We start from the raw sequence: 18,186 nt of genomic DNA on the forward strand, positions 1-18,186 counted from the left end.
TGGGCCGTCTTACCTAGCCCCGTTCCGGAAGGTGGCGTCGAAACCACGCGGTCAGACCGAGGTCCACCTCACGTGCCAGCGGCTGCTGCGGGGCGGGTTCGATGCCGGGTTCCTCGGCGAGCGGGTGGGCCAGCTCGGGAATCGACAGCAGTTCGGCCCGTTGCCCCGCGGCGTCGACGAGGTCCAACGCGTCGGCACGCAGCGTCGGGTGGTCCCGCTCGCCGCTGACGACCAGCAGCGGCGCGCGATCGGCGATCCTGCCCGCCTTGGTGACGAAGTCCAGATCGGCGGCGATCTCGGTGGACTCGGCGTCGTAGGGGTAGTCACCGGGAAACAGGTCCACGACGGACCTCATTCGGATGGCGGCGTTCACCACGGCCCCGGCGAAGACCGGTGTGTCGGTGTCGGCCAGTATCCGCAGCGCGACGGCCCCACCCAGCGAGCCACCGAGCACCCCTACGGGTCCGTCGTCCACCGGAAGTCGCGCACGGATCGACTCCAGTGCCGCCGGGAACTCCTCGCTCGCTTGCCGGACGAACAGGTGCAGAAAGGACTTCAGCGCGTCCTCGCGGGCGAGCTCCACGATGGCGTCGGTGCTGTCGTCGACCATGCGCGCCCCGCACATCGGCATGCCCAGGTGCACCCGCCAGGCGGGCAGGTCGTTCATCGGCAACGCGGCGGCGAACGCGGCGTCCGACCTCGGCGCGTCCAGCATGTGCCAGGTGACGATCAGCGGCGCGAAGCCCTCGTCCGCCGGTGGCAGGGCGGTGAACGGTACCCCGGCGGCCGTGCCCGTGATCGGTGAGTTCATGCGGTCACGATAGGCCCACGGCCGTACGCGTGGAATCGGTTACGCCGGTGGCGGAATCCGTGCGAACGTGGCCGCTCTCTCGCGGAGTCCGCGCCGCGACGGTCCGCCCAATGTCTCCGGCGCGGGGCATCGACGACTCCTCGAGGACCTGGATCGCTACTACCGCAACAACCTCGTCCGGTGATTGTCCCGGGCAATTCCGCACGGGGCCGGTGCGTGACGGTACGAGGTCGCCACGGTGCCGCATGGTGAAAGACGTTACAGGGACAACGGCGGAAATCGGAATATCGAAGTGTGACTTCGCCCGATACGGCAGCGACCGCGTCGCAGGAGCACGCCGTGCTGTGGAGTGCGCGGGAGATCCGCGCCGAAGCGGTCGTTCGCTCCGCCTGCGACGCGCTCATGGCCGGGCTCGACAGTCCGGCGCTGCGCGTTCTCGCCGCGTGCACCCGCATCGAGGCCACTGAAGCAGTGCGTGAGTTGCTTCCCACGGCGCTCGGTGAGCTCGGGCTCGTCTTCTACCCGCTCGACAGCGAGGCCGCGACAGAACCCGCCGTGCGGCTGCTCGCGCGGCGGTTGCTGGCGGGGGAGATGAGGCCCAGGGCGTTCGCCTGGCGTATCAGCCGGGTTCACGGATCCAATATGGATCTTGCCCTGCCGTTCGTCGGGCTCGACGACGCTTACGACACTGTCGAGTACACCGAATACACGGTGGCGGAGTTGGATACCGAGATCATCACCGAGGCCCGCCGAATCGCCGCTTACCCCCACGAGCCGATGGAGTCGCCCAGTACCTCCGGCTGACTTCCCGGAAGACCCGAGAGTCCACATCGGACGAGTCTCGGCGAGGGTCGGTGCGGTTCGTCGTCAGCCGCTCGCGGCGATCAGCGTGAAGAATATCGCCATGTCGGCGATGAAGTGCAGTGTCCAGTTCCAACAGAACCCCCTGGTGTGGTCGATCGCCAGCGCGAGCACCACGCCGAAGGCGCCGGACAGCAGGATCCCGGCGAGGCCGCTCGGGGTGCCGTTGATGTGGGTGATTCCGAAGTACGCCGAGGTGAGTGCGATGAGTGCTGTCCTGCCCATCAGTGGTCCGGCGACCGCGTTGATCGCGTGCCGGAACAGGAACTCCTCGGCAGTGGCGTTGACGACCGCCGCGGCGGTGTAGACGGGCAGCCAGCTCAGGGCTTCGCTCAGCCCGGCCACGTCGAATTCCTCGACTCCGGTGGCGATGGTGCCACAGCAGACCACGAGGCCGACGGTCGTGCCGATCAATCTCCAGTCGATCCGATATCCGGCCACGCGTAGCCCGCTGTCCGCGCGCCACTGGCCGAGTCTTAGTGCCATCTCGTGCCGGCCCGGCCGGTACCGGACGAGCACGAGCGCGGTGAGGGTCAGTGGCAACACCTTGGCGCCGTTGACCGCGAGCACGCGTGCTGCGGTCGGCCATCCGAGCAGGAGCGGTTCCGCCAGTTCCAACGCGACGGTGATGAGCCACAACCCGCTCACCGAAGCGGTCAGAACCAACAGCAGTGGTCGCACGGCTCGGTGGAGGAAAACCGCGCTCGTGACCAGCAGCACCGCGATGATCGGCGGAAGTACCAAACCAGCGTCCTCCCAGCCCAAGGCCGCCGCCAGCGATGCGGGGAGACCACTCGCGAGTCCGACCACCGCGAGCCACACGCTCACCCGGGCGCCTCGGGGCAGCGGTAACGCGGTTCGTCCGGTTGGTGCCGTCGTGTGCGGGATCGGGACCGGCATCAGCGATCGGCTCCGGCGCGGTAGACGAGTGTGATGAGCGCGAAGCAGACAGCGGCGACCAGCACCGCGATCACGACATCGGCCCACTCGGGCACCGTTCCGAACGGCAGTATCAGCTGGCGTAGCTGATTCGCACCCACGATGAGCGGCACGTACGTCCACCAGGGTGCCCACCTGCCGCGAGGGGCTGTTCCATCGATCATGACAGACCTTTTTCTAGTACAGCTGTGTTACGAAAGCTAATTTAGCACAGCTGTGCTAGGTTGTGGGAGTGCCGGTTCGGATAGATCACGCGGAGCGCCGTTTCCTGCTCGCCCAGGCCGTCTGGCGAATCACCCTGCGCGACGGTCTGCGGGAGGCCTCCGTGCGCGGTGTGGCACGCGAGGCGGAACTGTCCATGGGCTCGGTTCGTTACTTCTTCTCCACGCAGGACGAGCTTCGGCGTTTCGCCATGCGTGAGCTCATCGACAAGATCGGCCGACGGATCACGGCCGGTGCGGAACTCCGGATCGCGGACGCGCACGAGGGGCGGGTCGTGGAGGCGGCGCTGGCGCTACTGCTGGAGTTGCTCCCGCTCGACGAGGAACGACACACCGAGGCGCGTATCTACCGGGCATTCGTCGCGGAGGCGGCGAACGATTCTGCCATAGCCGAGCTTCGCCGAGAAGCCGACGACGGGGTTCGTCAGCAGTGTCGACACACCCTCGACAGTCTGGTCGAGTTCGGTTGCATGGCCGCGAGTCGGGAAGTCGAGAGCGAGACCGAACGGCTTCACGCGCTGCTCGACGGACTCACCGCGCACCTTCTCGCTCGTCCGGAGCGCACATCTCCCGCCAGGGTCGAGGGCTTGTTGCTTACCCATTTGCACGACCTGGGAAAACCAGCGTATCGGGGTAGTCTTCAGTAACCGACCGGCCTGCCCGGTGGGCAGAGATCAGCTGAAGGTCTGGCTCGTTCAGGTCTGTCCAGCGGTGTGCGCAGGCTGGTGTCCGATGCCGAGCGCCCCGGCGAAGGACAGCCGGCAGACTCCGCCCTCAGGACAACGACGTCGCCCAGTCGGTGACGGTGGGCGCGTACAGCTCGGGGTCCGTGGCGTGCATCGAGTGCGGCATCTCGGGTGACGAGTGGTAGGTAATCGGTTGTCCGGCGGCTTCGATCAGCCGGTAGGCCCGCTGCGCCTGCACGTCGGAGAGGGCGCCGAGCAGCTGTCCGGTCTCCGGGTCCACCCGGCGGAAGTGGTGGGTCAGCAGCACCGGTGTGCGCACCCGCGAGAGCATGGTGGCCTGGTCGCATCCCGCGGTCATGCTGCCGGACACGAAGGCCCCCGCCCACTCCGGGTCGTACTCCCGCAGGTGCTGCGGTGGACCGGTATCGGAGTCGCTCTTTGGCTCGTTCGGACGCGTTCCCGCCATGCCCTCCAGCAGCACGGGTGGCAGTTCGTTCGGCAGTGCTCGCCGCAATCCGTGCCAGTCACCGATCGACCACTGGTTGCCGAGCCACTTGTGCCACGCCGCGAACACCGGCCCCATCCCCTGCCGGATCGACTGGCCACAGGCCGGTTCCGTCTCCGAGGAGAACAGCGGTGGATCCTCGTAGACGGCCCCGCGGATCTGCCCGGGTCTCGCGTACGCGGACAACCACGCCGCGAGCAAGCCTCCCGAGGAGTGACCGGCCACGAGCGTGGGGCCTCCGATGACGAGGTCGATGAACCGCACGAGATCGTTGCCGAAGTTGTCGAGGGTGTAGCGCCCCGGTGTCCACGTGGAGCGGCCCTGCCCCCGCAGGTCCACCGCGAAGGTGCGGAAGTGCTCGGCGAGTAGCGGGAGTACGGGTTCGTATCCCCACCACGACTCGCTCTGCCCGGGGATCAGCAGCAGCGCGGGGGAGTCCGGTTCGCCCGCGACCGCGTAGTTCATCCGGACCTCACCGAGGTACACTGTCCACTCAGGATAATCGTGCGGTACGAAGGTGTCGGCGCGGTCCTCGGCTTCGGATACGTTCACGATCGCTGACTCCCGTCGAGGTGCGTGTCGTCGAGCGCGAGAGCTACGCTCCGGCCCCGATTTCCCGATTGTCGTGGACACGGGACGGCGCGGGTATCGCGAACACGGATGTATTTCTCGTCCACCCGAGGGAGCCGGACGACCTCGCGGGCCTCCACTCGGGGGACGGTCGGTCCCGCCGACCAGTTCGGCGGGACGGATCAGCTCAGTTGATCTCGCGGTTGCGGACGAGCAGCATCGCCCCGCCGCAGAACAGCGCGGCATAGCCCGCGAACACCAGCGCGCTGCCCCACCAGGCGAAGCCGTAGTCCCCGCCGAAGACGGCGTGCAGCTGTTCGAAGGCCTGCTTCGGAACTATCGACTCGCGTGGCCCCGCGAACTCCGAGATGAACATCGGCACCGCCAGGTTGCCCACGATCCCGTTCGAGGCCGCACCGGGCAGATAACCGCTCAGCCAGGCGAACTCGCTGCCCGCGAGCCATATGGAGGCGATCACGTCGACCATGAACTTGTAGAACACCAGCACCAGCACGGCAGCCACGGAGCTGTTGACCAGCGCGCCGAACCCGAATCCGAGCAGTGCCCACAGCACAGTGGCCAGCACCCCCGCGCCGCCGATGATCAGCCACTGCTCCAGGCCGCCCACACCGCCCGTGGCGTTGCCCAGCGAGCCGCCCAGATAGCCGCCCAGCAGCCCGAAGACGGCGTTGACGAGCCCGTAGACCACCGACAGCGCCAGGCACAGCACCAGCTTCGCGCCCAGCACCGAGCTGCGCGGGTTCGCGGTGAGGAAAGTGGTCGTGATGGTCTTGTTCCACGACTCCCGGGTCATGATCAACGCTCCCAGCAGGGCGGCGAAGATCGTGCTGTAGTTCGTGGCCAGCGACATCGCCAGCAGCCCGGTGGGCAGCGCCCGTCCGGTGATCTCCTGGAGCATCTCCACCTGGCCGATCGCCGTGCCGTACCAGGCGACCAGCAGACTCCACGGTGCCACCGGTATCAGCAGTGCCCACCACAGCGGCGTGGGCAGCATCTTGCGGAACTCGGCTCTGATCAGTCCCTTCACCGGTTCTCACCCCCCTGCGTGTCCTCGTCGGCGCGGGAGTGCTCGGCCTCGCGCCGTTCCGGCTCCGGCTCTTCGGCTCGGGAGCGGTAGCCACTCCCCAAGCCGGGTGGGCTCGATTCGGGTGGGGAACTCTCTGAGAACCGTTGCCCGGTGTTGCCCGGCGCCCACGGGCTCGGTGCCGCCGATTCCGGCGGAAACTGTTGGCCCGGAGGCTGTTGGCCCGGAGGCTGTTGGGACGGCGGTTGTGGGGGCTGCTGCCACTGTTGCGGTGGCTGCTGGAACGGCTGTTGCGGCTGGCCCTGCTGTGGCGGCGGCTGCTGCGCCGGATGTTGGGGGATCGGCTGTTGTTGGACCGGCTGGGGTTGCAGGGGTTGGGGTTGCAGGGGTTGCCACTGCTGGTGTTCGGTCGTGCCGGGAGCGGGCTGCTGCCCGGGGCCGAACGGCTGCTGGGAACCGGTGAACTGTCCCTCGGTGAGCTGGAAGAACAGCTGTTCCAGATCGCCGGAGGCCTCCTGCAACTCCTGGATCGCCACTCCCGCGCGTAACGCCAGGTCGGCGATGCCGCGGGTGTCCGTGCCCGTGACCGCGAGCCTGCCGTCCCGCAGGTACTCCGTGCTCACACCGTTCTCCCGCAGCATCGAGCTCAGCGTCATCGGATCCGACACGCGAACCAGCACCCGGGACTGCCTGCCCGCGCGCAGCTGTTCCAGGCTGCCGTTGTAGACCGACTGTCCACGGCTGACTATCACCACGTGATCCACGGTGTGCTCCATCTCGCGGAGCAGGTGGCTGGAGACCAGCACGGTGCGCCCGGTGGAGGCGTAGGCCTTCAGGAAGCCCCGCAGCCAGGCGATGCCCTCCGGATCCATCCCGTTGGCGGGCTCGTCGAGCACCAGGATCCGGGGATCTCCCAGCAGTGCGGTGGCGAGCGCCAGCCGTTGCCGCATGCCCAGCGAGAATCCCTTGGTCTTGCGACGCGCCGCGTTGCCGAGCCCCACCAGTTCCAACACCTGGTCGGCCTGCTCGTCCGGTAGCTCCAGGGCCGCTGTGTAGCAGCGCAGATGGCCACGTGCGGTGTGTCCGGGGTGAAAGGACTGCGAGTCCAGCACCGCTCCCACCACCCTCGCGGGGTTCCGGAGCCTGGTGAACGGAACGCCCTCGATGTAGGCGGCACCGGAGGTCGGTTTCATCAACCCCAGGAGCATGCGCAGTGTGGTGGTCTTGCCCGAGCCGTTGGGCCCCAGGAAACCGGTCACCGAACCGGGCTCGACCGCGAAATCGAGGTTCTGGACCGCCGTCAGTGGCCCGAAGCTTTTGTGCAGCTGTTGCACCAGGATGCGGCCGCTGCCGTCGTGCACTCGTTCCTCCAGTTCACGGGGACACCCCGATCCTCGCGGTCCGTGCGGCGCCGCGCGGTCACCACGGAACGAACCCGCGGCTGATCGTTGGACGCTGCACCCAATCCTGCCTCATGCGTGGCCGGACCGGTCCCGGTGTCCGCGAAGATCTTTCGTGTCGGCTCCCACTCCGGCCGGAACGGGTGGGAAATCCCGCTGTGGAACTGTGCTCGGTCCTCCGGAAGTCAGCCGGGATCCTCCCTGGGAGCTATCCCCGCGCGGTGTATCCGGTTCCGGTCGGTCTCCAGGTGACCGCCGACGGGAGGCACGGCGGGCAGTTCCTCGGTGATCTCGTTGGCTGGCGCCTCGTTGGCCTGCGCGTTGCGATCCGGCGCGCTCGTCGGATCCGGAAGCGTGAATTCGCCCGTGTCCCAGTCGCCGGGGCCGCGAGCACCCCCGGAGACGACGGCCGTGCTGACCACCGGGATTCTCGGAGTGCGCGAGGAGCGATGTTGCCCGAAGGGGTTGCGGGGAGCCTTCTCGCGGAGCCGGGCCAGCTTGGAGCGGTTGGCGCTGCCGACCGGGTCGGGATCTTCGCCGATGAGTTGGGCGTGCGCGGTGACCCAGACCTCACACGGCCAGCGGCGTGCACGCAGTCCGCCCGGACAGACGGGGCACCGCCCGTTCTCGTCGGGACCGTGCTCCGTCAGCAGGCCGCGCAGTCCTTCCGTCAACCGGTGCAGCTCCGAGCGGGCCAGCGGTAGCACCGCCTCCGCGGGGCCCTCGTCGGCCAGCTGCTCCAGCCGGTCGAGCTGTCGCTGTAAGGACTCGTGATCGTCTGCCGCGGTGATGCCCTCGAAGCCGTCCAGGGGATTCTCGGCAGCGGGCCGCGACTGCTCGACGGTGGTTTCGCCCAGATCGCCACCCAGCGTCGTCGTGGGGTTGTTCGGACGGGTCGGCCGACGAGTCCCGATCTCCATACGGATCCTCCCGAGCTTACTCGTTGCGTGGGAGCGGTGGAGTGGTACCGCACCTGACTGGACCATCGACGTTCACCCGTAAGAACTTCAGGTTTTGCTCGCTTCATCACACTTTCGTGTTAAAAGCGACTGAAGGCCGGTAGCGCAGTGAGAAGAAAATCAGCTGAATATCCGGCCGCAGGGCTTCGGTAACCCGGCATCGGTGTTCTACACTGGTAATTGGCGGCCAGCTCCCGGTGACCCCCAGGCTGGTTGAGCAGGCCGCCTCGAACGAAACGGGGCCTCCCTCACGCGAGAGAGGCCCCGTTTCTTCCGCTGTGGCGCTTCGTCCGCCCGGTCCCCCGATCAGGCGACTCGGCCGTCACGCTCCGAGTACACTCACCACGGTCTCGTGCGACAGGCCGTGCGCGGCGGCGACGGGTTCGTTGACCAGCGTGCCGTCGTGGGTGTTCAACCCCGAGGCCAGCGCCTCGTCCTCGCGGCAGGCCTGCCGCCAGCCCCGCTCCGCGATCCGCAGCGCGTAGGGCAGCGTCACGTTGGTCAGTGCGTGGGTCGAGGTGTTCGGCACCGCCCCCGGCATGTTGGCCACGCAGTAGAACACCGAGTCGTGCACCCGGTAGGTCGGGTCGTCGTGCGTGGTGGGGTGCGAGTCCGCGAAGCACCCGCCCTGGTCGATGGCGATGTCCACCAGCACGCTGCCCGGTTTGAGCTGCGCCACGAGTTCGTTGGATACCAGCTTCGGCGCCTTCGCCCCGGGGATCAGCACCGCACCGATGATCAGGTCGGCCGCGCGAACCGCCTGCTCGACGCTGTAGCGGTTCGAGGTGACCGTGCGGATACGTCCGTCGAAGTCCCGGTCGATCTCACGCAGTTTGTCCACATTGGTGTCCAACAGTTCCACATCCGCGCCCATGCCGAGCGCGACCCGCGCGGCGTTCAGCCCCGCGACGCCGCCGCCGATCACCACGACCCGGGCCGGGTGAACACCGGGAACCCCGCCGGGCAGCATGCCTCGCCCGCCGCTCGGACGCATCAGCGAGTAGGCCCCCACCTGCGGAGCCAGTCGACCGGCCACCTCGCTCATCGGCGCCAGCAGCGGCAGCGCACCGTCGGCGGTCTGCACCGTCTCGTAAGCGATGCCGGTGACCCCGGAGTCCAGCAGCGCGTTGGTGAGTCCACCCGAAGCCGCCAGGTGCAGGTAGGTGAACAGCACCTGGTCCCGCCGCAGTCGCGGGTACTCCTCCTCGATCGGTTCCTTGACCTTGAGCACCAGTTCACCCTCGGACCACACCTCGTCGGCGCCGGGAAGAACCTTCGCCCCCGCCGCGAGGAACTCCTCGTCGGGGATGGACGAGCCCTCGCCCGCGTTCGCCTCCACGAACACCTCGTGGCCTCTGCCGACGAACTCGTGCACCCCCGCTGGTGTGAGCGCGACGCGGTACTCGTTGTTCTTGATCTCACGGGGTACGGCGATCTTCACTGCGGTTTCCTTCCGAGGGTGGTGTTCGATTCCGTTCGGGTGATCACCGAACCGGCGGGTGTGCCGGGGGCGTTCTCCGCACCGCGCCGTCCGTCCGCCCCGGTGTGCGGGAGGGAGGGAGCAACGCTGTCGCGCACCACGATGCTCCGTCACCGGTCCGGCCGCATCATTCCCGCACAATGAGATCGCACCGGTGCTCTTGTGCTGTCGGCACAACAGTCAGCCGTGTGGGTTCCACCGCTCGGCCAGCAACTGCACCAGCAGTGCCGAGCGCACGTCCGCGTCGTCGAGGTCCACCTCCAACAGCGCCCCCACCCGCTTCATCCGGTACCGGAAGGTGTTCGGGTGCACCCGCAGTTCCCGGCTCGCCGCGCGCGGGTCACCGGGGTGACGCAGCCAGGCGTGCAGCGTGCGCAGGTACTCGGTCCCCTGACCGTGGTCGTGGTCGCGCAGCCGCTGCAGCGGGCCGAGCGACCCCACCCCGGCGTCGCCCGCGACACCGGCGGTCCTCGCCAGCACCAGGGAGTGCCAGAGCTGTTCGTGGACCGCGATCTCGCGTTCCACCATGCCCGTGCGCAGCAGCGCCAACACCTCGTCCGCGCTGCCGCGGGATTCCGGCAGCTCCGCCACCGGGGTGGCGGTTCCCACCGCCACCAGCGGCCGCGGATCGGCCGCGTCCATCTCGTGGATGTGCGCCAGCAACGCCTCCCGCAGCGCGGGCCAGCCACCCGTGCCGGAGCGGTCGGGCACCACCGCGTACAGCACCCCACCCGACTCGGCGACCATCGGCCCACGCCCGATCCCCCGGGTGATCCACTCCCACATCGCGAGCCGGTGCCCCTCGTCGGTGCCGTCGCTGGCACGCACGTCGATCGCCACCACCCGATGTGGTTCGGCACGTATCCCCAACTCGTTGGCAGCCGCCCGCCACCCCTCGGCACCTTCCAGCAGTGACCGCACCAGCCCGGCCGAACGCTGCCGCTCCGAGTCGGTCATCACCCGCCAGCGGAGCAGTTGCAGCGCCACCAGCGCGGCGGTGTCGGCGAACGCCGAGGCGCGCTGCTCGGACACTTCGCCGGTGACCACGGCCCACATCGACCCGAGCAGTTCACCGCCCATCCGGATCGGCACCACCAGCCGGGGCAGGGTGCCGTCCGGCTGCTCCGGGACGTAGACGGCGGAACCACCGCGGCTCAGCTGCCGGAACGTGCCCCGGGCCCGGAACTTGGCCAGCACATCGTCGGGCTGCCTACGGCCCATGATCGTGGAAACCCGGGCGGGATCGGTCACGTCCTGCCGCGCGGAGTAGGCCAGCACCTGCGAATGCGCGTCCTCGATGGTCACCGGGGCGTCGACCACCTCGGCCACCGCGTCCGCCAGCCGGAACAGATCGCCCAGCCCCGCCGAGCTGCCCAGTCCTGCCGAGCTACCCAGCCCCGCCGAGCCGCCCTGCTGCGGAGTGCCCACGGCCGCGCCCTGGTCCGTTCCGGCCAGCGCACTCCGCAGCAACCACACCAGCTGTGCCCACGCCGCGCCCCGCCGGACCTCGATCAGCGCGAGCCCCGCTCTCTCGGCTTCCGAGATAACCGAGTCCTCGGTGCACACCGGCGGTTTCAGCAGCACGGCCGCCGCCTCCCGCGCACCGCACTCGCGCACCAGCTCCACGGCCTCCGCCCGGTCGGTGATCCCCACGCCGAGCACCACGTCGGCCGTTCCGATCCCACCGGGATCCTCGGGCTCGGCGATGACCACGTCCCCGACACCGCCGGTGTTCTCCGGCACCACCACCGGACGCAGCAGGGTGGGGCCGACTCGCTCGACCAGGCCCCGTACGTCGACCATCGCCCCTCCCGGGGTCGGGATCAGAAGGGAATTTCTCCGGTTCGATTCCCCGAGCGCTCCGGTGCCGGGTTCCGGCCACCCGTGCGAGGCCCGTGACCGCTTCCGGTAGTGATCGTGAGCACACCGCGCGAGCTTCGGCGCCCGATTCGCCGGTAGTGGTCGCGGCTTCGCGATATCCGGGGTTGGATACGCCCACCCCTCGGGTTATCGTTGCCGAACACAGCGACAATCGCATATCGGCCCACGACACCGGGCGGGAGAGTCCCGTGGGTGAGCACCGTGTACACGGTGTCACCGAACGGGCGCCGAAGGAGCAAAACTCCCCGTAAACTCTCAGGCATCCGTACCGTCCGATCGAGGCAACTCTGGAAAGCGCCGCCGAGACGAAGGCGCGCGCACCCACGGTGCAAACCGCGACGTCGCGGTGAAGCTCTCAGGTTCCGCAACAGAGGGGGAGGCCACCAAGTACGCGGACTCCGGTGTTCGCGGCATGCCGCCCGGCCGGGTGGAGTCGCGGCACGCGAGAATGCTCGTACCCGACGGCCCACGACGGGACATCGGGTACCGGTGTCCAAACGACAGCAATGGAGCCTCCCCCATGAGTCTGCCCACGGACCTCAAGTACACCCAGGAGCACGAGTGGCTGGCCGAGCGCGGCGACGTCGTGCGTGTCGGGGTCACCCCCTACGCGGCCAACGCGCTCGGCGACATCGTCTACGTCGACCTGCCCGAGGTGGGTAAGCAGATCACCGCGGGTGAGGCCTGCGGTGAGCTGGAGTCCACCAAGTCGGTCAGCGATCTCTACGCCCCCGCCACCGGCGAGGTCGTCTCGGTCAACGAGACCGTTGTCGACGACCCGGCCAAGATCAACGACGACCCGTTCGGCGATGGCTGGCTGCTGGAACTGCGCGTCAGCGAGTACGGTCCGCTGCTGGACGCCGGGCAGTACGCCGAACTCACGGGTGAGTGACCTCCGCCGCCGCTGATTGAGGCCCCGCCACGACGAGGTGGCGGGGCAGGCGAACCACACCTTACGTACGAAGAAGAGACGATCAATGGCGATCAGTGTCTTCGATCTTTTCTCGGTGGGGATCGGTCCCTCCAGTTCGCACACCGTGGGACCCATGCGCGCCGCCGCGCGGTTCGTGGCGCGGCTGGGTGAACAGGGCCTGCTGCCACGCGTCGCAAGGGTGCGGGCCGAACTGTTCGGCTCGCTCGGCGCGACCGGACACGGGCACGGCAGCCCCAAAGCGGTGCTGCTCGGTCTGGAGGGCCACCTACCGGAATCGGTCGATCCGATCGCGGTTTCCGGCAGGGTCGACGAGATCCGATCGACCGGCCGGTTGCTGCTGAACGGCACCAACGGAATCCGATTCGACTACGACGACGACCTCGTGCTGTATCGGCGCGAGACACTCCCGGTGCACCCCAACGGAATGCGGTTCACCGCGGTCGGCGAGTCGGGGGAGCAACTGTGCGGGGCGGTGTACTACTCCGTCGGCGGCGGTTTCGTCGTGGACGAGGAAGCCGCGGGCACCGACCGGATCAAACAGGACACCACCGAACTGCCCCACCGGTTCCGCACCGGGGCCGAGCTGTTGGAGCACTGTGCCGTGACCGGTTACTCGGTCAGCGAGCTCATGCTCGCCAACGAACTGGTCTGGCGTGACGAACAGCGGGTGCACGACGAGCTGCTGTCGATCTGGCACGCCATGCGCGAGTGCGTGCACAACGGTTGCAACAGCGAGGGCTCCCTGCCGGGTGGCCTGCGGGTCGAGCGACGCGCCGCCGAACTGCGCGCCAAACTCGGCGACACCGACGATCCGATGGAGTGGGTAACGGTCTACGCGCTGGCGGTCAACGAGGAGAACGCCGCCGGTGGTCGGGTCGTGACCGCGCCGACCAACGGTGCCGCGGGCATCGTTCCGGCCGTGCTGCACTACTACATGCGGTTCCTGCCCGGTGCGGACGGGAACGGGGTGGCCAGGTTCCTGCTCGCCGCGGGCGCGGTGGGGGTGCTGTTCAAGGAGAACGCCTCGATCTCCGGTGCCGAGGTCGGTTGCCAGGGCGAGGTGGGCTCGGCTTGTTCCATGGCCGCTGCCGGACTGGCCGAAGTGCTCGGTGGCACCCCTGCTCAGGTGGAGAACGCCGCCGAGATCGCCATGGAACACAACCTCGGTCTCACCTGCGACCCGATCGGCGGGTTGGTGCAGATTCCCTGCATCGAGCGCAACGCCGTGGCCTCGGTCAAGGCGATCACCGCTGCCAGGATGGCGCTGCGCGGTAACGGCAGTCACTTCGTCTCGCTGGACAAGGTCATCAAGACGATGCGCGCCACCGGCGAGGACATGAAGGACAAGTACAAGGAAACCGCGCGCGGTGGGCTCGCGGTGAACGTCATCGAGTGTTGACGGCCTCTGTCGCAGTTGCCTCCGTAGGAGCTTCCGTGGCGGAACCTCTCGCACGGCTCTCGCTGTGGGCGCCCCGACATCGGGTAGCGACCTACACAACGTCGGGACTGTCCTCGCGAGAGCCGCACGGGAGAACCCGCTGCGGTGCCGATTGCGAAGGGGGTCGGAGTGCGGCCTTGCGCCGAAGCGGCCCGGCGATTTCGCGGGAAATTGACGGAGGCCGAGGCGCATCGCCGCTCCGGCCCGATGATTTCGCGGGAAATTGACGCCCATCCGGGCTACCTCCCCCGCACCGGAGCGTCAATTTCCCACGAAATTTTCATCCCCGGGGGACGCTCCGCCGCGTAGGTCGCTACTCAAGGGCGGCCCAACGCTCCCGAGGTGCCGACTCACGTGCCGGCTACCCGGCCACCGTGCCGGAGTGACCGGCCCGGCGAAGCAGTGGGACTCGTGCGAGAGGTTGCGCTACCAGCACCGCGACGCGTACCGGGCGAACCGGATGCTCCCTCAGAATTCGAAGACCTTACCGGTCTTGGCCCGCATTTCGCACTTGTTGGAGAACGTCTCGCGGTGGTCGACGGCCTGGTTCCGCCACATCCCGGTGGCTTGGACGGTGACCGGGCGGTACACCAGCGGACACATCGGATTCCGCTCCTCCTGGAGTGCGCCGAACTCGCCCTCACTGTTCGTCAGTTGCTCGCACGCCTCCTCGGCCCGGGGGTGAGTTCCGCCGGTCGGTTCGCAGCGCAGGGTTGCCGATCGCGTCCGTTCCGCGCGGTTGCTCGGTACGACTCGAAGACTGAGTACGCTGACCGCCCGCTGAACCTCATCCGACGAGGTCGCGCTCGCCGCGGCAGCCCGTTCGGCGCCCGTGTGCGGTGCCAACGGCAACAGCATGCCCGCGACGGCCGCGCAGGCGGTGATCAGAGTACGGCCGAGCGGTCCGGAAAAGCTCATGTTGTGCTTCCTCCGTGTCGATAGGGGATCGCCTCGGGAAATGCTTACCCGGTTGGAGTAGCCCCGCGCCGCAATCACGGGGCACTATCACCGGATCGAGTTTCCTCCGATCGTGGAAGCAGCGTGTGTCGCGAATTCGCGTCGTACACGCACGACAACGAGTCGGCTCAGCGAGCGGCGAGGTCCGTGCCGGGTGGACACCAGGAGGAAGCGGTGCCGAGACCCCGGTCAGACATGATCGCGGATGACGTCGTTGACCGCACGCTGGAAGCCGTTGACCAGTACCTGAATGGTGAGCGGACGCAGCTGGTCGGCCGCGCTCCTGACCCGTTCCCGCTCGGATTCGGGTCGTCCCCGCTCCACGTAGGGACGCAACACGTTGGCCGCGAACAGTTCGCGCAGTTCGCTCGCCATCTGCGAGGTGTGCTGTTCCACGATGTGTTTGGCCTGCAGCAACATTTCCCGCGGCAGCCGCAGTTCGGTGATCTGTAATCCCACGTTGAGCATGGACGCGCTGGTCAGGCGAAGCCTTTCGGCGTTGTCGGCCGTCTCCTCGGTGATCCGTTCCAGGATGCCCAGCGTCAGCAGCTGCTCGATCTCCTCGTCGGAAAGGGCCCGACCGGCGCGCCGGTCCAGTTCCTCCCGATCGATCTCCTCGGCCTGATCGCTCGTCCAGGGAGCCAGCAACGCGCGTTGCAGCGCCAGCTCCTCCGGCGGAGCGTCCTCGGGAATCCGCTCCAGATGCCCCTCGATGGCCGTCAGCGTGAAGCCGAGGTTCTGCAGCTCCCGGATCAGGTCCAGCCGGGCCAGGTGATCCGCCCCGTACAACCCGACGCGACCGCGCAGGCGAGGTGGTGGCAGCAGACCGCGTGACGCGTAGAAGCGCACCGTACGCACGGTCACGCCCGCCCTGGCTGCCAGCTCGTCGATCGTGAGCTCTTCGTCGGCTGTTCGGAGCATGTCCAGCAGGATACTACTTGACCAATGTGACACCAGGAATGTAACACTAACTCCGTCGAATTTGGGGTGGCCGCGATCACCTTCCGGCGAGAACGAGGGAGTGTGCGCCAGTGGCGCGATCGGATGAGCGAGCCGTCGGGGCGGGGCCACTGGCCGGAGTGCGGGTCGTCGAACTCGCCGGACTCGGTCCCGCGCCCTTCTGTGCCATGCTGCTGGCGGACCTGGGGGCCGACGTGGTCCGCGTCGAGCGTCCCGTGGGAGGCAGCGGCAAGGAGGACCTACTCAACCGGGGCAAGCGGTCAGTGCGGGTCGATCTCAAGCACGAACGCGGTTCCGAGACGGTGCTGGCACTGGCGGAACGCGCCGAGATCCTGCTCGAGGGCTTCCGCCCCGGCGTCGCCGAGCGGCTCGGCGTGGGGCCCGACCCCTGTTTCGAGCGCAATCCCGATCTCGTCTACGGCCGCATGACCGGGTGGGGACAGGACGGTCCGCTGGCCGAAACAGCGGGCCACGACATCGACTACATCGCGCTCAGCGGGGTACTGCACACCATCGGCGACGCGGACGGGCCGCCCCGCGTTCCGGTGAACCTGCTCGGTGACTTCGGTGGTGGTGCGATGTACCTGGCCGTGGGAGTGCTCGCTGCCCAGCTGCGTGCCCGCGCGGGCGGCGGCGGCCAAGTGGTCGATGCGTCCATAGTGGACGGATCGGCGCATCTGGCCACTCTGTTGCACGGCATGCTCGCCACCGGCGGATGGAACACCCGACGCGGCAGCAACCTGCTGGACGGTGGAGCGCCGTTCTACGACGTCTACGCCACCTCCGACGGAGAGTACATGGCGGTCGGCGCGCTCGAACCGCAGTTCTACGAGCAACTGCTGGTGGGGCTGGGCCTGTCCGGTGAGCTGCCCGACCGGGACGATCCCGCCAACTGGCCGGAGATCCGCGAGCGGCTCACCGAGGCGTTCGCGAGCGGCACCAGACAGCACTGGACCGAGATCTTCGACGGCACCGACGCCTGCGTGAGCCCGGTGCTGTCGATGACCGAGTCGGCCCGCCATCCGCACGTGCTCGCCAGGAAGACCCTCGTCGAATCCGAGGGAGTGGTGCAGCCCGCCCCCGCACCGCGGTTCTCGCACACCCCCAACCCCGCGCCCGGTCCCGTCGCGGATTCGGGAGCCCACAGCGGGCGGGTACTCCGGGAATGGCGGGTGGCAGACCACGACGGCCTGTTGTCCTCCGGCGCCGTGCACGGCGAACTCGACGAGCCCTCCTGATCCGTCGACCGACCCCCGGCGGGAACCGGCACGAGTTCCCGCACAGTGAAAGGAACGTGAGGCCAATGCGCAGGGAACTGTTCGAAGCGGAGCACGAGGCGTTCCGCGAGACTTGCCGGACCTTCGTCACCAAGGAACTGGTGCCGCACCAGCAGGAGTGGGAAGAGGCCGGTGTGGTCAGCAAGGACGCCTGGCGCAAGGCCGGTGCGCAGGGACTGCTCGGCACGGCCGTCGAGGAGCGCTTCGGCGGGGGAGGCATCGACGACTTCCGGTTCAACATCGTCCTCGACGAGGAACTGATCGCAGCCGGGGTCACCGGGTTCGGCGCCCCCGTGCACAACGACATCAACGTGCCCTACCTGAACAAACTGGCCACCGAGGAGCAGAAGAGTCGCTGGCTGCCCGGATTCTGCAGCGGTGAGACCGTGACCGCCATCGCCATGACCGAGCCCGAGGCGGGGAGCGACCTGCAGGGCATCCGTACCACGGCGACGCGGGACGGCGACGAGTTCGTGATCAACGGGCAGAAGACCTTCATCAGCAACGGCATCAACGCCGACCTGGTGATCGTGGTCGCCCGCACCGATCCCGACGCCGGACACGAGGGCATCAGCCTGCTGGTCGTGGAGAGCGATCGGCCCGGCTTCCAGCGCGGGCGCAACCTGGAGAAGATCGGCCAGAAGTCGCAGGACACCGCCGAACTGTTCTTCAACGACGTGCGCGTGCCCGCCACGAACCTGCTGGGCGAGGAGGGCCAGGGCTTCATCTACCTGATGCAGAACCTGCCCCAGGAACGGCTCTCCATCGCGGTCGCCTCGGCCGCGGGCGCGGCCAAGGCCCTGGAGATGACCAAGGACTACTGTCGGGAGCGCACCGCGTTCGGCAGGCCCATCGGCAAGTTCCAGAACACCCGTTTCGAACTGGCCGAGATGGCCACCGAAGTGGAGATCGGCCAGGTCTTCGTCGATCGCTGCGTCCGCGAACACCTCAAGGGCGAGCTCAGCATCGAGAACGCCGCCATGGCCAAGTGGTGGGTCACCGAGATGAACAAGCGCGTGGTGGACAGGTGCCTGCAGCTGCACGGTGGCTACGGCTACATGCTCGAGTACCCCATCGCCAAGGCGTTTCTCGACAGCCGGGTGCAGACCATCTACGGCGGCACCACCGAGATCATGAAGGAGATCGTGGGGAGGCAGCTGGACATCTGAGTGCCCGCCGCGCGGGCGCTATCGCGAGAGATCGACCTCGCGGGTGCGCCGAAGAACACCACCGTCGGCCGTAGCACCACGGAACGCCTCGGT

17 protein-coding genes and 1 riboswitch are annotated in these 18,186 nt (G+C 68.1%); of the genes, 6 read left to right on the forward strand and 11 right to left on the reverse strand.

What is annotated here, in order from left to right:
- Positions 1–13: 13 nt before the first annotated feature.
- Positions 14–811, reverse strand: coding sequence for an alpha/beta hydrolase family protein (locus tag ACOQFL_RS10420; protein WP_435543925.1), 798 nt, complete (start codon positions 809–811; stop codon positions 14–16).
- Between the two features lie 294 nt (positions 812–1,105).
- Between ACOQFL_RS10420 and ACOQFL_RS10425 the strand changes: the two genes are divergently transcribed.
- Positions 1,106–1,615 (forward strand): hypothetical protein, encoded by a 510-nt coding sequence (locus ACOQFL_RS10425; RefSeq protein ID WP_435543926.1) that lies wholly within the window; start codon positions 1,106–1,108, stop codon positions 1,613–1,615.
- Between the two features lie 63 nt (positions 1,616–1,678).
- Here ACOQFL_RS10425 and ACOQFL_RS10430 read toward each other — a convergent pair whose 3' ends face one another.
- Together ACOQFL_RS10430 and ACOQFL_RS10435 are read right to left on the reverse strand one after the other, a co-directional pair.
- A complete protein-coding gene (locus tag ACOQFL_RS10430) occupies positions 1,679–2,500 on the reverse strand; it encodes a CPBP family intramembrane glutamic endopeptidase (RefSeq protein ID WP_435543927.1) in 822 nt (273 codons plus the stop codon).
- A gap of 71 nt (positions 2,501–2,571) precedes the next feature.
- On the reverse strand, positions 2,572–2,775 hold the full coding sequence (locus ACOQFL_RS10435) for a hypothetical protein (RefSeq protein WP_435543928.1): 204 nt from the start codon (positions 2,773–2,775) through the stop codon (positions 2,572–2,574).
- Positions 2,776–2,843: 68 nt separating this feature from the next.
- Between ACOQFL_RS10435 and ACOQFL_RS10440 the strand changes: the two genes are divergently transcribed.
- Positions 2,844–3,479, forward strand: coding sequence for a TetR/AcrR family transcriptional regulator (locus ACOQFL_RS10440; RefSeq protein ID WP_435543929.1), 636 nt, complete (start codon positions 2,844–2,846; stop codon positions 3,477–3,479).
- Positions 3,480–3,606: 127 nt separating this feature from the next.
- On the opposite strand, the gene ACOQFL_RS10445 is transcribed toward ACOQFL_RS10440, so the two are convergent.
- From ACOQFL_RS10445 to ACOQFL_RS10470, 6 genes are all read right to left on the reverse strand, one after another.
- On the reverse strand, positions 3,607–4,575 hold the full coding sequence (locus tag ACOQFL_RS10445) for an alpha/beta hydrolase (RefSeq protein WP_435543930.1): 969 nt from the start codon (positions 4,573–4,575) through the stop codon (positions 3,607–3,609).
- Positions 4,576–4,780: 205 nt separating this feature from the next.
- Positions 4,781–5,641 (reverse strand): ABC transporter permease, encoded by an 861-nt coding sequence (locus tag ACOQFL_RS10450; protein ID WP_435543931.1) that lies wholly within the window; start codon positions 5,639–5,641, stop codon positions 4,781–4,783.
- Positions 5,638–6,999, reverse strand: a complete 1,362-nt coding sequence (locus ACOQFL_RS10455) for an ABC transporter ATP-binding protein (protein ID WP_435543932.1) — start codon at positions 6,997–6,999, stop codon at positions 5,638–5,640. The genes ACOQFL_RS10450 and ACOQFL_RS10455 overlap by 4 nt, the downstream gene beginning before the upstream one ends.
- 224 nt (positions 7,000–7,223) lie before the next feature.
- Entirely contained in the window at positions 7,224–7,958 is a 735-nt protein-coding gene (locus ACOQFL_RS10460; protein ID WP_435543933.1) for a hypothetical protein, read from the reverse strand.
- 361 nt (positions 7,959–8,319) lie between these two features.
- Complete coding sequence (gene ald, locus ACOQFL_RS10465) at positions 8,320–9,438, reverse strand: alanine dehydrogenase (RefSeq protein WP_435543934.1); 1,119 nt, start codon at positions 9,436–9,438, stop codon at positions 8,320–8,322.
- Positions 9,439–9,657: 219 nt separating this feature from the next.
- Positions 9,658–11,280: a PucR family transcriptional regulator gene (locus tag ACOQFL_RS10470; RefSeq protein WP_435543935.1), complete on the reverse strand. Its 1,623-nt coding sequence runs from the start codon at positions 11,278–11,280 to the stop codon at positions 9,658–9,660.
- A 244-nt stretch (positions 11,281–11,524) separates the two neighbouring features.
- Positions 11,525–11,639, forward strand: a riboswitch (glycine riboswitch).
- 239 nt (positions 11,640–11,878) lie between these two features.
- Here ACOQFL_RS10470 and gcvH point away from each other — a divergent pair.
- Both gcvH and ACOQFL_RS10480 read left to right on the forward strand, forming a co-directional pair.
- Positions 11,879–12,250 (forward strand): glycine cleavage system protein GcvH, encoded by a 372-nt coding sequence (gene gcvH, locus ACOQFL_RS10475; RefSeq protein WP_435543936.1) that lies wholly within the window; start codon positions 11,879–11,881, stop codon positions 12,248–12,250.
- Positions 12,251–12,335: 85 nt separating this feature from the next.
- Positions 12,336–13,691: an L-serine ammonia-lyase gene (locus ACOQFL_RS10480; protein WP_435543937.1), complete on the forward strand. Its 1,356-nt coding sequence runs from the start codon at positions 12,336–12,338 to the stop codon at positions 13,689–13,691.
- A 507-nt stretch (positions 13,692–14,198) separates the two neighbouring features.
- On the opposite strand, the gene ACOQFL_RS10485 is transcribed toward ACOQFL_RS10480, so the two are convergent.
- Positions 14,199–14,648: an SSI family serine proteinase inhibitor gene (locus tag ACOQFL_RS10485; protein WP_435543938.1), complete on the reverse strand. Its 450-nt coding sequence runs from the start codon at positions 14,646–14,648 to the stop codon at positions 14,199–14,201.
- A gap of 228 nt (positions 14,649–14,876) precedes the next feature.
- Complete coding sequence (locus tag ACOQFL_RS10490; RefSeq protein ID WP_435543939.1) at positions 14,877–15,608, reverse strand: MerR family transcriptional regulator; 732 nt, start codon at positions 15,606–15,608, stop codon at positions 14,877–14,879.
- Positions 15,609–15,718: 110 nt separating this feature from the next.
- Here ACOQFL_RS10490 and ACOQFL_RS10495 point away from each other — a divergent pair, with 110 nt between their 5' ends.
- Complete coding sequence (locus ACOQFL_RS10495; protein ID WP_435543940.1) at positions 15,719–16,885, forward strand: CaiB/BaiF CoA transferase family protein; 1,167 nt, start codon at positions 15,719–15,721, stop codon at positions 16,883–16,885.
- Between the two features lie 65 nt (positions 16,886–16,950).
- The gene (locus ACOQFL_RS10500; RefSeq protein WP_435543941.1) at positions 16,951–18,093 is read left to right on the forward strand and encodes an acyl-CoA dehydrogenase family protein; all 1,143 of its coding nucleotides are present in this window, start codon (positions 16,951–16,953) and stop codon (positions 18,091–18,093) included.
- Positions 18,094–18,186: the final 93 nt, after the last annotated feature.

It is taken from the genome of Actinopolyspora sabaoui, assembly GCF_051225635.1.
GTDB lineage: Bacteria > Actinomycetota > Actinomycetes > Mycobacteriales > Pseudonocardiaceae > Actinopolyspora.